11 protein-coding genes are annotated in these 14,322 nt (G+C 59.6%); 3 read left to right on the plus strand and 8 right to left on the minus strand.

Annotation, left to right across the window (positions count from 1 at the left end; translation table 11 throughout):
- The first annotated feature begins 64 nt into the window (after positions 1-64).
- Both DYL61_RS26800 and DYL61_RS26810 read left to right on the plus strand, forming a co-directional pair.
- A complete protein-coding gene (locus DYL61_RS26800; RefSeq protein ID WP_135310837.1) occupies positions 65-445 on the plus strand; it encodes a RidA family protein in 381 nt (126 codons plus the stop codon).
- Between the two features lie 217 nt (positions 446-662).
- The gene (locus tag DYL61_RS26810) at positions 663-2,642 is read left to right on the plus strand and encodes a peptidase U32 family protein (protein WP_135310838.1); all 1,980 of its coding nucleotides are present in this window, start codon (positions 663-665) and stop codon (positions 2,640-2,642) included.
- Here DYL61_RS26810 and DYL61_RS26815 read toward each other — a convergent pair.
- Entirely contained in the window at positions 2,620-3,522 is a 903-nt protein-coding gene (locus DYL61_RS26815) for a DMT family transporter (RefSeq protein ID WP_135310839.1), read from the minus strand. The genes DYL61_RS26810 and DYL61_RS26815 overlap by 23 nt on opposite strands.
- A gap of 109 nt (positions 3,523-3,631) precedes the next feature.
- Between DYL61_RS26815 and DYL61_RS26820 the strand changes: the two genes are divergently transcribed.
- Positions 3,632-4,066 carry an Lrp/AsnC family transcriptional regulator gene (locus tag DYL61_RS26820; RefSeq protein WP_135310840.1) on the plus strand — a complete coding sequence of 145 codons (435 nt, stop codon included), beginning with the start codon at positions 3,632-3,634 and terminating at the stop codon, positions 4,064-4,066.
- Here DYL61_RS26820 and DYL61_RS26825 read toward each other — a convergent pair.
- From DYL61_RS26825 to DYL61_RS26850, 7 genes are all read right to left on the minus strand, one after another.
- Positions 4,063-8,940, minus strand: coding sequence for a PKD domain-containing protein (locus DYL61_RS26825; RefSeq protein ID WP_135310841.1), 4,878 nt, complete (start codon positions 8,938-8,940; stop codon positions 4,063-4,065). The two genes, DYL61_RS26820 and DYL61_RS26825, sit on opposite strands and share 4 nt — an antisense overlap.
- A 165-nt stretch (positions 8,941-9,105) precedes the next feature.
- Positions 9,106-10,179, minus strand: coding sequence for an NAD(P)-dependent alcohol dehydrogenase (locus tag DYL61_RS26830; protein ID WP_135310842.1), 1,074 nt, complete (start codon positions 10,177-10,179; stop codon positions 9,106-9,108).
- Positions 10,180-10,520: 341 nt separating this feature from the next.
- On the minus strand, positions 10,521-10,655 hold the full coding sequence (locus DYL61_RS31745) for a hypothetical protein (protein ID WP_274594962.1): 135 nt from the start codon (positions 10,653-10,655) through the stop codon (positions 10,521-10,523).
- 11 nt (positions 10,656-10,666) lie between these two features.
- Positions 10,667-10,879: a hypothetical protein gene (locus DYL61_RS26835; RefSeq protein WP_135310843.1), complete on the minus strand. Its 213-nt coding sequence runs from the start codon at positions 10,877-10,879 to the stop codon at positions 10,667-10,669.
- Positions 10,880-11,072: 193 nt separating this feature from the next.
- Complete coding sequence (locus tag DYL61_RS26840; RefSeq protein WP_105696947.1) at positions 11,073-11,618, minus strand: hypothetical protein; 546 nt, start codon at positions 11,616-11,618, stop codon at positions 11,073-11,075.
- A gap of 68 nt (positions 11,619-11,686) precedes the next feature.
- On the minus strand, positions 11,687-12,382 hold the full coding sequence (msrA, locus tag DYL61_RS26845; protein WP_135310844.1) for a peptide-methionine (S)-S-oxide reductase MsrA: 696 nt from the start codon (positions 12,380-12,382) through the stop codon (positions 11,687-11,689).
- 132 nt (positions 12,383-12,514) lie between these two features.
- The gene (locus tag DYL61_RS26850; RefSeq protein ID WP_135310845.1) at positions 12,515-14,215 is read right to left on the minus strand and encodes a cytochrome c biogenesis protein DipZ; all 1,701 of its coding nucleotides are present in this window, start codon (positions 14,213-14,215) and stop codon (positions 12,515-12,517) included.
- Between the last annotated feature and the right edge of the window lie 107 nt (positions 14,216-14,322).

A 14,322-nucleotide genomic window follows, 5' to 3' on the forward strand; every position in this document is an offset into this window, starting at 1 on the left:
TTGCCCCTGCCGTCGTTTTCGGGGACCATGGGCGCCTTTCTGAACCTGCCACTGAGAGGCGCCCATGGCCAACCACGACCTGACCTACACCCCTGACCCGGATGCCGACTCGATTTCGTCCGACGTGATCGGCTTCAACGGCATCCTGGTTTCCACCCAGATCCCCACCCGCGCCGACGGCAGCCTGGAACTGGGCGATGTCACGTTGCAAAGCGAATGCACGTTGCAAGCGCTGAAAGTTGCCCTGGAAAAGGCCGGCAGCTCAATGGACCGAGTGATGCACTTGACCATTTACCTGACGGATATGGCGGACCGTGCGGCGTTCAATGAAGTGTACAAGCGCTTCTTTGCCAAGCCGTGGCCAGTGCGGGCGGCGGTTGGCGTGGCTTCCCTTGCAGTTGAAGGCATGCGCGTCGAGGTAACCGCGATGGCCGCAAAAGCCTAAGCTGAACTCGGTTCAAACTGTGGGAGGGGGCTTGCCCCCGATGAGGGAGTGTCAGTTATTACAGTTCTGACTGACACACCGCTATCGGGGGCAAGCCCCCTCCCACATTTGGATCTCATTGACACTTCTCCAGCCGCCAGCCCTGTGGTAGGTGCCCCTCCTGCGTTTCACAGCTACAATGCCCGCCTCAACCGTGACAAGCCTGACTAAAAAAACTATGTCCTTGCCCAAGCATCACCTTGAATTGCTCAGCCCTGCCCGCGATGTGGCCATCGCGCGCGAGGCCATCTTGCATGGCGCCGACGCCATCTACATTGGCGGCCCAAGCTTCGGCGCCCGCCACAACGCCTGTAACGACGTGAGCGATATCGCGTCTCTGGTCGAATTCGCCCGCCGCTACCACGCACGCGTGTTCACCACCATCAATACCATCCTGCATGACAACGAGCTGGAACCTGCGCGCAAGCTGATCCATCAGCTCTACGACGCCGGTGTCGACGCGTTGATCGTGCAAGACCTGGGCGTGATGGAACTGGATATTCCGCCCATCGAACTGCACGCCAGCACCCAGACCGATATTCGCACTCTGGGTCGCGCCAAGTTTCTCGATCAGGCCGGTTTCTCCCAGTTGGTATTGGCCCGTGAGCTGAACCTGCAAGAGATCCGCGCCATCGCCGACGAGACCGATGCCGCCATCGAGTTCTTCATCCACGGCGCCTTGTGCGTGGCGTTCTCCGGGCAGTGCAATATCTCCCACGCGCAGAACGGCCGCAGCGCCAACCGTGGCGATTGCTCCCAGGCCTGCCGCCTGCCGTACACCTTGAAAGACGACCAGGGCCGCGTGGTGGCCTTTGAAAAGCACCTGTTGTCGATGAAAGACAACAACCAGAGCGCCAACATTCGCGCGCTGGTCGAAGCCGGCGTGCGTTCGTTCAAGATCGAAGGCCGCTACAAGGACATGGGCTATGTGAAGAACATCACCGCCTATTACCGCCAGCGCCTCGATGAAGTGCTTGAAGACCGTCCGGACCTGGCCCGCGCCTCCAGCGGCCGTACCGCGCATTTCTTCCTCCCCGACCCGGAAAAGACCTTCCACCGTGGCAGCACCGACTATTTCGTCACCGACCGCAAAGTCGATATCGGCGCCTTCGACACCCCGACCTTCACCGGCCTGCCGGTAGGTGTGGTGGAAAAAGCCGGCAAGCGCGACTTGCAGGTGGTGACCCATGAGCCGCTGTCCAACGGCGACGGCCTCAATGTGCTGATCAAGCGTGAGGTTGTGGGGTTCCGCGCCAACATCGCCGAGCCCAAAGGCGAATTCGAGGAAGACGGCGAGAAGCGCTACCGCTACCGCGTCGAGCCGAATGAAATGCCGGCGGGCCTGCATCAACTGCGCCCCAACCACCCGCTGAACCGCAACCTCGACCATAACTGGCAACAGGCGCTGCTCAAGACCTCGTCCGAGCGCCGTATCGGTCTGACCTGGGCCGCCCGTTTGCGTGAAGAGCAATTGGAAGTCACCGCCACCAGCGAAGAAGGCATCAGCGCCAGCGTCACCCTGCCCGGCCCGTTTGGCGTGGCCAACAAGCCGGAGCAAGCATTGGACACCTTGCGTGACCTGCTCGGCCAACTGGGTACGACTGAATACCACGCCACCGACATCCAGCTGGATGCACCGCAGGCGTTCTTCATCCCCAATTCCCAACTCAAGGCCTTGCGCCGTGAAGTGATCGAAGCGCTGACGGCTGCCCGCGTGGCCGCGCATCCGCGGGGTGGTCGTAAAGCCGAAACCAACCCGGCGCCGGTGTACCCGGAAGCGCACTTGTCGTTCCTGGCCAACGTCTACAACCAGAAGGCCCGCGACTTCTACCATCGTCACGGTGTAAAGCTGATCGACGCCGCCTTCGAAGCCCACGAAGAAACTGGCGAAGTGCCGGTGATGATCACCAAGCACTGCCTGCGTTTCTCGTTCAACCTGTGCCCCAAACAGGCCAAGGGCGTCACGGGCGTGAAGACCAAGGTCGCGCCGATGCAGTTGATCCACGGCGATGAAGTACTCACCTTGAAGTTCGACTGCAAACCCTGCGAGATGCACGTGGTGGGCAAGATCAAGGGGCATATCCTTGGACTGCCACAACCGGGTAGCGCGGTGGAGCACTTCAATCCGGAAAATATTATTTTCCAGGGCACGCACTGACCTTACTGATGTGGGGCCACCACCAGCCCCGCTGCAACCCCGCAGCGGCGAGTAGAATCGCCGCTACGCCCACCCATTGCAGCCATCCCAAGCGATGCCCGAAGGCAATCCAGTCGACAAAAATCGCCGCAATCGGGTAGATGAACGACAGTGCGCCGGTCAAGGCCGTGGGCAGTTTCTGGATCGCGCCGTATAGCAACACATACATCAAGCCGGTGTGCACCACCCCCAGCGTGACCAGCGCCGCCCAGGCATGGGGCGCCGCGGACAAGCTATTCCAAGGCACCAGCGGAGCCAGCAATACAGCGCCGGTTGCGACCTGGATCAACGCCAGCAAATGCGGGGGCACATCCTTCAAGCGCTTGATGATCAGCGCGGCAATCGCATACAAAAACGCCGCGCCCAGCGCCAGCGCGATCCCCACCAGATAATCCCCGCCACTTTGCTGATCGCCATGGGCCGTGACGATGGCCAGCATGCCGAGAAACGCCACGCTCAACCACGCCAGTTTTTGCAGCGTGATCTTCTCGCCCAGAAACACCGCCGCCAGCATCACCAACATGAACGGCTGCACGTTGTACACCGCCGTACTGATGGCAATGGACGCGTGGGAATAGGATTCAAACAGCAGCAGCCAGTTGCCAACGATGGCCACGCCGCTGAGCATCGCCAGCCCGAGCGTGGCCCAACTGAGCAGGTCCAGGCGCAGGTAACCGAGCAACGCGCAGACCAGCAACAAGGTCAGCCCGCCGATCACGCAGCGCCAGAACACCACTTCGATTACCGACACGCCCGACACCAGCACAAACCAGCCAATGGTGCCGGAAATCAGCATGGCGGCGACCATTTCCCACGAACCGCGACGAATGGATGTGTCCACGATTGATGCTCCTCAAGTGAGGCTCAATTATGGCAATCTGACTGGCAGCCGCTCCAGCGACTAAATTAGGCAAAACCCGTGGATTACCTTTTCTAATTAGGCGAACACCATGATTGACACCATCGACCAACAGCTCATTGCCGCTTTGATGGACGACTCGCGTCTGTCCCTCAAGGCCCTGGCGGGTATCACCGGGTTGTCGTCGCCCAGCGTCGGCGAACGCCTGCGTCGTCTGGAGGAACGCGGCGTGCTAACCCACTACACCGTCGACATCGACCCCAGGCATTTTGGCTACCTACTGCAAGCCATTGTGCGCATCCGCCCCCTGCCGGGTCAGTTGCAGGAAGTGGAACGCCAGATTCAGGCGATCCCGGAGTTCACCGAGTGCGACAAGGTCACCGGCGATGACTGCTTCATCGCCCGCCTCCATGTGCGCACCATGGAACAGTTGGACACCCTGCTCGACCGGCTGAACGCCTATGCCGAAACCAACACCGCCATCGTCAAGAAAACCCCGGTAAAGCGACGATTACCGCCGCTTTAGGGCGTACAGGGCGCCAGACGACGCCAGGGTTTCGCACTGCCTGTGACCACCCAGTTCAAGTCGGGACGTTGGTTTTGCGTCCAGTGTGCAACCTCATAGTTGTAACCGTCATACGAGACTTTCACGTTGTTCACCGAGTACGCCTTGGTCGCCACCCAGGGTTCCGCACAATCCCCTGATTGCGCAGGCGGCGTGATCGTCACCGAATGGGTGGTACTGGCGGTACGGTTGGCGCTGTCGGTAACGGTCAGCACGATACTCTGCGGCCCCGGCGCGCTGGGGGCGGTGAAAGTCGGACTGACCGCTGCTGAGCTGGCCGGGATGAAACCGCTGGCCTGCCATGCATAGCGCAGAGAGACCCCGGCAGAGCCTGTCGCCGAAAGGGCCAACGCTTTGCCGGCCACCACCGCATTCGGGCCGCTGACGCGTGCGACGGGCTTGGCCGATGGCAATACATTCACTGTTTTGCGCAAGTTCAACGCGGCGTTTTTGCTATCCGTCACCAACAACTCTACTGTGGCGGGCGTCACCACGTTGACCTCGGAGGCGCGCAACGAAAGCGAAGGGCCATCCACCAGGCTGCCTGTCAACGGTGGGGAAACCCCCCATTGGTACTTCAACTCGTCGCCGGCAGGGTTGGACGTTGCATCGGTGCTGAACAGTATCGTCCCCCCTCCTTCGACTGTGTCGGCGCTGATGATCTTTCCGGAGGGCGGTTCTGGAGGCACGTTGGCCGGCGTGACGACCACGGTGTGCTGCACTGTGGCCGTGCGGTTGAGTGAGTCGGTCACCGTCAATTCAACCCTGCGCGTGCCCGCTGCAGACGATGCGATGAATGATGGGCTAAGTGCCGTCGAGGTTACAGGGTCGAGGCCCGGCGCGAGCCAACTGTACTTCAGCGCGTCGCCCGTTGACTCGCTGGCGCTCAACACCAGTGATTTACCTGCCTCGACCGTCGCAGGCCCATTGATACGGGCCACGGGCGCAGGCGGGGGTTGTTCTCCACCAGCCTTGATCAATACGGCTACAGACTTATTGTTGGTGTTCCCTGCTGTGTCGGACACCGTCACCCCAACAGTGATCACTTGATCTGCCGTTACCCTTGGCACCGTCCAGGTCTGGCTGGCGTTGTCGCTCACCGCGCCCTCCAGCGGGCCTTTAACCCATGCATATCGCAACGGGTTACCAATCGGCGAGGTAAAGGCGGCGTTGTAACTGACGCTTGAGCCACTCACCACTTCCAGGGGGCCATTCAGTTGACCCTGCGGGGGGTTAGCGCCTGCGGGCTCGCCCACTACCACGCGCGGAGTGTTATACACGGCATTTTTACCGCTGCCATCGCTGACAGTTGCCTCAATGACCAATCCGCCGTTATTGCTCGATTTGATAGCTTCGATCCGAGCCACAGGCTGTTTGGGGTCAGATGACAATAACTTGAAGCTCGCCGTATTTACCCACCATCTGTAACTAAGTTCCCGGCCCTGGGGGTTATCGATGATGACCCGAGGTTCGAAAATTTCACCTACGTTGACCCTGGACGGCATGACCAGCCTCCCGACCAACGGAGGCAGCACTAACGGGTTGATCACAAGGGTTTTGTTGGGCAGCGCCGCGTAGCCCACGCCGTCTCGAACAATGACCCACACATAACCGTTTTGCTTGATCAGCAATCTCGGCGCTTTGAGTGTGATTTCCTTTTGGTTATTGGGGCCAATAACCTCAATGGCGCCCGCCTGCGGTGAAGTAACGGTCCAGGCATAGGTCAAAGGGCGGTTTTGCGGGTTCTCGATTTCCACATGTTGGGTAAAGACCTGCTCGCTCTGTATGTCTGAAGCACCGACTATAGTGCCGCCGGTCAACTGGGTGTCTCTTTTGACCCTGATGTCTTTTTTCAAGCTCAGCACTGAACCCTGGGCATCACTCACATTGACCTGCAACGGCAGCGTCGTATCTTCCGCCACGGCGGGTGCCTTTAGTTTGACGCTGCGAGTATTACCCGTTGTCCCGGTGAAGCCCGTCGACAGCCATTCATACGTAAAGGCGGAACCGCCGGACGAGCGAACGTCCGCCGTAAAAGTCGCCTCGGTTTTTTCCATCATCTCTGCCGGCGCAATCAATTCGCCGTCCAGTTCCCCCTGGCCCGGAGGCCGCACCGTCACGACAAATGCCTCAGACGCCTGGGTTTGCCCGTCCTCGACCTGCAATTTCAGCGTATAGGACGTGGGCGACGTGACCGTCGGAGCCGTGAACCTCAGTAACGCACCGTCACTCTGGGCATTCAAGGCTGGGTCGGCGCTCCATGTGAACGCTAACGCCCCCGCTCCCGGGTTGATTGAGCTGGAGCGACTGGCGTCCAACACAACATCCGCCTGGCTTTCAGTCGTTGAAGGGCCGGCGATAAACACCTGAGGCGGCCAAGGCGGCGCCGTACCCGGCAATGGCTCACTGCCCATCGCCTCGGCGACCACTTTCAGGGTGGTTGCGCCCGCCTGCGCAAGCAACAGGCTGCCATCCTGGGGCACGTCGCCGAACGTGGCGTATCGGGCAAACTGGGTTGGCGTCTTCGTCCTGCTGATCAGGACGCCGCCCCGATTGGCCAGGTACGTACCATAGTTATGCGCCGGGTTCACATTGAAATCAGTCGCCAGTGATTTACCGGATACTGCCTGGTAGTCCGTAATAATTTCTTTGAAACTGACCCAAGGTGTGGACTTGTCGGCACAGGGTTGTAGCATCGCCGGTTGTTCATTACCCATGCTGTTCACACACAAATCGGGTGTCTCCATCGAATGCAAGCGACCACTTGCATCCATTAGCCAGCGATTGGCACCCGGCTCAGAACATCCTTCTCGGATCTGAAGCTGCCCTGGGTTGACGGTGTCCTTGACCAGGCAGCTCTTGGATTCGAATTCGATAGGACGCAAAAGCCCCGCAGCCGAGCGCGTCGGCCAGCTCAAGTCCTGCTGTTTCAACAGGTTACCCAGTTGCTGTTGCAGGCCGGTCGTCACTGGGGTGTCACGATTGGCAAGTGCCCAGCTGTCCACCGCCGCGATACGTTGCGCCAACGTCTGCGGGCTGTCGCACGCCTTGATCAGCCTCCAGTTCATCGGTGCCACCAGCCCGTTCCAGACCGCCGGGGCGCGTTGCACGTGGCTGCCCGCCGCGGGCACGATCAGGCTGTACAGATTGCCCTGGTAGCTCACCTGTTGTCCGGGCACGGAATAGACCTGGCTCGGTTCCCAAAGCGGTACATTCTCGCAGGCGACACCTGGGCTTCTGGGATACACACGCACACTGGCATCCGTTGTATCCACCGCGCCTGTGGCGTTGCGTACGGTCAGGCGGAACCGATAATGGGTGGGGTTGGATACCGGGGAAAATCGCGCGACGGCGACAGCCGCCTGGCTATTGTCAATGGTCGCCGCAGGCACCCCTTCGACTTGAGTCCACTCATATTTCAGCTTATCCAGCCCGGGGTTGCGTGAAGCACCGCCGTCAAGGTTGGCCTGCTCGCCGGAAAACGGCACGTCTTTCTCGCCAATTGCCACGAAACCGCTGGCAATGGGGGCGCCAGCTGGGTCTGGGGGAGGGAAAAAGGTCCTTATCGTCGGCGCCCAGTTATTGATGGCGCGCGCGTTGTCACTCTGCCCCACTACACCGGTAGGCATTCCTTGATAAGTGCGCTCAGGATTGGAAAACACACTGAGTACCGTCCCACCCGAATCGCAGTAGGCCATGATGGTCTGCCAAAAGGGTTGAATGCTGTTTTGGCAATAAGGGAGCGCATAGGTGAAACGACCGTTCAGGCCATGATGCGCCCCTATTACATGTCCCAATTCATGTGCATAGGTTCGGGCTTCACCGGCGCAGGCATAGGCAATAGCCTCGCGGACATTTGTTGCGCCGATTGAGCTTGCCAACCCGCAACCGCGCAGCGTCAGCTTGTTCGCAACCAAGCCCATGACGACATGCGCTTTGAGTTCAACTTGCAAGGACTCACTGTGTCGACGGACTTCACTCAACTGTGAACTGAGGCATGACAACTGATCGCAGCCAGGGAAAGTCGATTCGTCATAAGCGAGGTGCTTGACGCCTGCATTTTCATAATTAACCGTAACGCCACTGGCCATTGCGATGGCCTTGAAGTTCTCAAAGCGGGCAGTCCCCAAGGCCTCTGGATCGGCATAGGCTTTTTTCACATCATTGCTGTAGACCGTGAGCACCCTTATTGTTTCGCTTGCCGAGGAATTAGACACACGAGAACTGGATGGCACTGCAACGCCGCTGGCCGGAGGGCTGTCATCCAGCGTATCGCGGGTAGTCGAGGCATTCATTTTGCTGATTGCCAGCTGGCCCCGCTCTATAGGGACAATTTCGAATTCTTGCCCATCTACCGTCACTGTGCCGGTGATCTCGCCCTTATGATCAATGAGTATCGCCAGGTTTTCCGGATCAACGGGAGCGTCTTTCGACAGATCAGTCTTGGCGCCCACCCGGGCTTGGTGCGCTGCCGATTGCACGCTACCGGTCCAGATCCTCATTCCTTCCCGTTCAATAAAATTCAGCTTCTTGACCCGAACGGTTAGTCCCGGTTCGAGCATTAGCTCAAGTACGTTGTGGGTATCGGTCAATAATCCACCATTGGCTCGCACCACGTTAGTTGCACGCACCTGCGTGTCGTTGAGCTGTTTGCTCAAGTACGGTTGAGCCGTGCCCTGGAGGGCTGCTTTGGCAGTGGGCTGTGGACGTGAAAACAGCGACGAGGCGTTTTCGTTGGCTGGGAAGGCAGCTAATGAATATACAAACAACAGTAGTGGCGCTACCCGAAGCGATCGTCGTAATACCCCAAAGGTAGCGTTCAAAGAAGGGCGCATCGTGCTTCTCCTGAGTAATGATTACCCAGTTGCACTGCTCAACCCACTCGCCCCGGTTTTGGCGAAATGCTTGTGGCACGTCTAATTCGCAACTGAAACTAGATATAACTGTAGTCCAGTTTCTGTCGATACCAAGGAGGCCCCCCACCCCCTTAGGCTCGTGGATTACGGCGTAACCGCCACTTTCATCACACCATCACGCTGATGGGCAAACAGCTCGTAGGCCGCCTCGATGTCATCGAGCTTGTATCGGTGGGTCACCAACGGCGACAAGTCGACTCCACCGCTCGCCACCACCGCCATCAAGCGTCGCATGCGTTCCTTGCCGCCGGGGCACAGGGTGGACACGATGCTGTAATCGCCAAGCCCGGCCCCGAAGGCGTCATACGGAATGCGCAAGTCGCTGGAGTAAACGCCAAGGCTGGAGACGCGCCCGCCGGGCCGCAGCACCCGCAGTGCCGACTCGAAAGTGCCTTGGGTGCCGAGGGCTTCAATCGCCACATCCACGCCACGGCCATCTGTCAGCGCCATGATCTGCTCGACCACATCACCGTTGTGGAAGTCCACGGTATGGGTTGCGCCCAGCCGCCTGGCCACACTCATCCGCTCACTGATGCCATCCACGCCGATAATCATGGACGCCCCCTTCAGACGCGCCCCCGCAACAGCGCATAAGCCAATCGGCCCCAGGGCGAACACCACCACCGTATCGCCGATGTTCACTTCACCCCGCTCTGCCCCGGAAAAACCGGTAGACATGATGTCGGGGCACATCAACACCTGCTCATCGCTCAGGCCATCGGGGATCGGGCACAGGTTCGCCAGTGCATCCGGCACCAGCACATATTCGGCCTGGCAGCCGTCGATGGTATTGCCGAATTTCCACCCACCTGCCGCGCGAAATCCATGACGTGTATCTGGGCCGTCCTGGGAGCCACAACCACACAGGCAGGCATAACTCTGCCCGCTGGGGGTTATGGCCCCCGCGATAACACGCTGTCCTTCAACAAAACCACGTACCTGGGAGCCTAGCCGCTCAATGACACCGACCGGTTCGTGACCCACAGTCAAACCTTTGGCCACGGGGTATTCACCTCGCAGGATATGTACGTCAGTGCCGCAGATGGTGGTGGTGGTGATGCGCACCAGCGCATCCAGGGGGCCGACTTCGGGAATCGGCTTGTCATCGAGGACGATGCGGTTTTTTTCAACGAAAATTGCTGCTCTCATGGTTGCCATGTGACGACCTCCTGCATTGGGCGACTTGATGTAGCCCTAAGACTGCATCCTGTTGGCGCGACAAGCGTTGATCGTAGTCAATCATCCAGAGCATGCCATGACCGGGTGTCGTTCAAGGTTTTCATGACAAACCAAAGTGGGAGAAGGCTTGCCTGCGATAGAGGTGGATCAGCCAATATTTGTACAAACTGGCACACCGCCATCGGGGGCAAGCCCCCTCCCACAGGGGATCAGCGGTGTACTTACTGGCACACCTCCCAATGTGGGCTTGCTCGCGAACGCGGACTGCCAAGTAACCAATCGGGCACTGACAGGCCGCGTCCGCGAGCACGTCGCGGTGCTCAGTCCTGATCCTCGGTCTGGCCCACATCCGCCGCTTCATCCAGGTCGTTGAGCGGCACCTCTGCATCGTCCATCAGCGACCCTGGGTCTTCGTTGCCGGGGTCGTTGAGTTCTTCATCAAGTTCTTTTGACATGACCGTCTCCTCTAACCGCCTTGGGTGTCGATATCGGCATCGGTTTCAGGCTTGGGCTTGCGCTCAGGCTTGAAGTCTGGACTGTAGTCGTTTTCCCGGGCCTTGGGGTCGCTGGCCGGTTTTGGGTCTTTGGGGGCATCGGCGCCGGTGCCGGGTGCCGGTTCGCCGCCGTCAATGGCCGGGTCATTGCGACCGCTGGTTTGGGGATCGTTGTTTTTGATCATGGGTCACCTCGTTGTGGAGTGCAGCAAGTACAACCTGCGTAAAGGTATGGGTATGTCCCGGACATTGAAGTTCCAATTATTCGGGCATCCAGGGACCACATGGATAGATCCCCCAACCATGAGTGATGACCCTCGTGAAATCGACCGCGCCATTTCAGTATCAACTACCGGCACTTTCCTTGATGCAATACCGTCATGAGCCGGGGTTATCCACCTGGATATAAAACGCATAGGCCCCTAACAACAACCAGAACACCATGAACAACCAGGGGGCACGCATGGAGAACAGCAACGACTTGCGATAGCCCTTGTGGGACGACTCCACCTCGGAAAACAGCGGTGATTCGTCGTAGGCCAGGCCCATCACCGGTTCGCTGCGCAGCAATTCGCTTTGCTTGTAGTGCCAATGGTCGATGATTTCATACGCTGCCCGAATCCCCGGCCAGGCATTCAGTGAGCTTAGAATGCCGAGGGCGACGAGGAACACCGGGACCACCAGGGTGAACAATTTGCCCCATTCCGGGTTGAGGTTGCCCATGCCGGACACGAAGGCGATGACCAGGAATGATTGCGCAGTGAGGTAGGCGTCGGTGCGGTTGGCCAGGATGGTGGTTTCGTACTGGATTTCGCGACGGTAGAAGTCGAGGCGGTCCTTGGGGGAGCCGAAGATCTTTGCATTGTGTTCACTGTGGTCGGTCAGCGCCGCTTCCGGGGTTTGGGGCGAGATGATTCTGGGCACGGCGCTGCTCCACGGGGGGTCGAGTCACCTTAGAAGAATCAGCGCTGGGTGAAGTTCAAGTTTGTTCATCATTGGCCTTTCACCAACACCGGTTCGGCGCGGTATTGGTCCGGGAACAGCTTTTTCAACTGCGCCACTTTCGGTAGATCATTGATCACGATGTACGGGTAGGACGGGTTTTCGGTAAGAAAGTCCTGATGGTAAGACTCCGCCGGGTAAAACGGCTTGCCCAGTTCAATCGTGGTCACGATGGGCTTGGCAAACGACTTGGCGGCGTCCAGCTGGGCGATGTAGGCCTGGGCGATTTTTTGCTGCTCAGCGTTCTGCGCAAAGATCGTCGAGCGGTATTGGGTGCCGGTGTCGGGGCCTTGGCGGTTGAGTTCGGTAGGGTTGTGGGCGACCGAGAAGTAGATCTGCAAGAGTTTGCCGTAGCTGATGGTGCTGGGGTCATAGGTGACTGAAACTGACTCGGCGTGGCCGGTATCGCCTTCGCTAACAGATTCATATTGCGCTGTATTGGCGGCACCACCGTCGTAACCGGAAACAGCATTTCTCACCCCCTGAACGTGTTGGAACACGCCCTGCACACCCCAGAAACAACCGCCCGCAAACACCGCGGTTTGCAGGTTGCCCGATGTGGCGGGCAGGTCAAGCGCAGGTGGCGCAATGACCACGGCGTCGTCGGACGGGCCGAAGGAAAAGGCGCGGGCTTGACCAATAAACGCGGTCAACGCAAGCACGGGTAACATTTTGAGCAGTTTCATCAATATCACTCCAGAACGCGGTCAACTGTGGGAGCGGGCTTGCCCGCGATGGCGGTATGTCAGAGCCAAATGCAGTGGCTGGCCTGCCGCCATCGCAGGCAAGCCAGCTCCCACATTGATTGGGTTTGCAAATCAACCAAAGGTGAAGGCGTAAGCCGCCACGTTGGGGTCGAGGAATTCAATGGTGAAGGTACGGTCCTGCACAGCACCCGGCTGGCGCACCAACTGGTACAAACGCTGCTCGGTCACCGTGCCACTGCCATCCGGCGCTACATCCGTACCATGGGCATCACCCGGCACCTGGCCATCGATCGTCACCTTGAACCGCACCGGCTTGCCATCCGCGCCCGGCCCCAGCACCAGATGCAAGTCGCGGGCATGGAAGCGGTACACGATGCGTCCGCCAGCCTGGTCGAGGGTGACCTGCTGGCCGCCCACGTTCCATTGGCCGTCCAGGGTCCAGTTGTTAAGCGCAAGTGGCCCGGACTTGACGAAATTCTCGGCCCGCTGAAAGCCCAGGTAAGTCTCCGGCGACTGCACTTCGTTCATATCCGGCGCTTGCTGCACGCCCTTGGCATCCGCTTCGATCAAGCCACCGGCCACATTCTTCGCGCCGGCTTCACGCAACAATTGCTGGATCACCCGCTCCGACTCGGCATAGTCCCCCTCGCCAAAGTGGTGATAGCGAATCTGGCCCTTGGCATCGGCAAAGTAATGCGCCGGCCAGTACTGGTTATTGAAGGCACGCCAGATCTTGTAGTTGTTGTCGATGGCCACCGGGTAAGTGATCCCCAGGTCCTTCATGGCCTTGGTGACGTTGCCTACATCACGTTCAAAGGCGAACTCCGGCGCGTGCACGCCAATCACCACCAGGCCCTGGTCGTGGTACTTCTCGGCCCAGGCTTTTACATAGGGCAAGGTGCGCAGGCAGTTGATGCAGGAGTAGGTCCAGAAATCCACCAGCACGACCTTGCCCTTGAGTGCCTCGGCCGTCAGTGGCGGGCTGTTGAGCCATTGCACGGCACCGTCCAGTGGCGGCAGCGCGCCTTCGATGGGCAGCGTGTCGCTGTGGTTGGCGGCCATCATCATCGCCCCCCCCTGCTGTTTGGGCTTGGCACTCAAGCGATCCACCAGGCTTTGCTCCAGGCCGCCGGTGGAAGCCGTCGACAGCCGCGCCAATACGCCGGTATCCAAGCCCAGCGCGATGGCGGCCACACCGGCCAGCATCAATGCACCCAGCCCACGGCGCAGCCATTCACCGGCACCGAGGGATTTTTTCATCACGCCGAAGACTTTACCGCCGACCAGCAACGCCAGTGCCAGCGAAGTAGCCGCCCCGGCGGCGTAGGCCAACAACAGCAAAGTAGTGCCGATACTGGCGCCCTGCAGCGCGGCACCGGTCAGTACCAGTCCGAGGATGGGCCCCGCGCACGGCGCCCACAGCAAACCGGTGGCCACGCCGATCAGGAACGACGCGCCGGGACGCGGCTGGGTGTCGGCCCCGGCGGCTTCCGACAAGCGACTGCCGGCGGCCACCAGCGGCCGCGTCAAGCGTTCTGACAGCTGCGGCAACAACAGCGTCAAGCCGAATACCGCTACGCACAGCAACGCGAGCCAACGCCCGTATTGATTGACTTGCACCACCCAACCGCCGCCCACCGCCGCCAGCGTGGCCACCAGGGCGAACGTCACCGCCATCCCCGCTAACAGCGGCAAGCCACTGCGCATAAACGGCTGCCCGGTGCGAGCGAAGACAAAAGGCAGGACAGGCAGGATGCACGGGCTGACGATTGTCAGCACGCCGCCCAGATACGCGAGAACCAGAAGCCACATGGGATCGAACCTTATTCGAATAAAAAGACATCGGCTTACACCGCCGTAAACGTCATGGCCGCGCCATTCATGCCATGTGGTGAGCGAGCTTGCTCGCTGCGCGGCGG

Origin of the sequence: Pseudomonas nabeulensis, assembly GCF_004682045.1 — a bacterium.
GTDB lineage: Bacteria > Pseudomonadota > Gammaproteobacteria > Pseudomonadales > Pseudomonadaceae > Aquipseudomonas > Aquipseudomonas nabeulensis.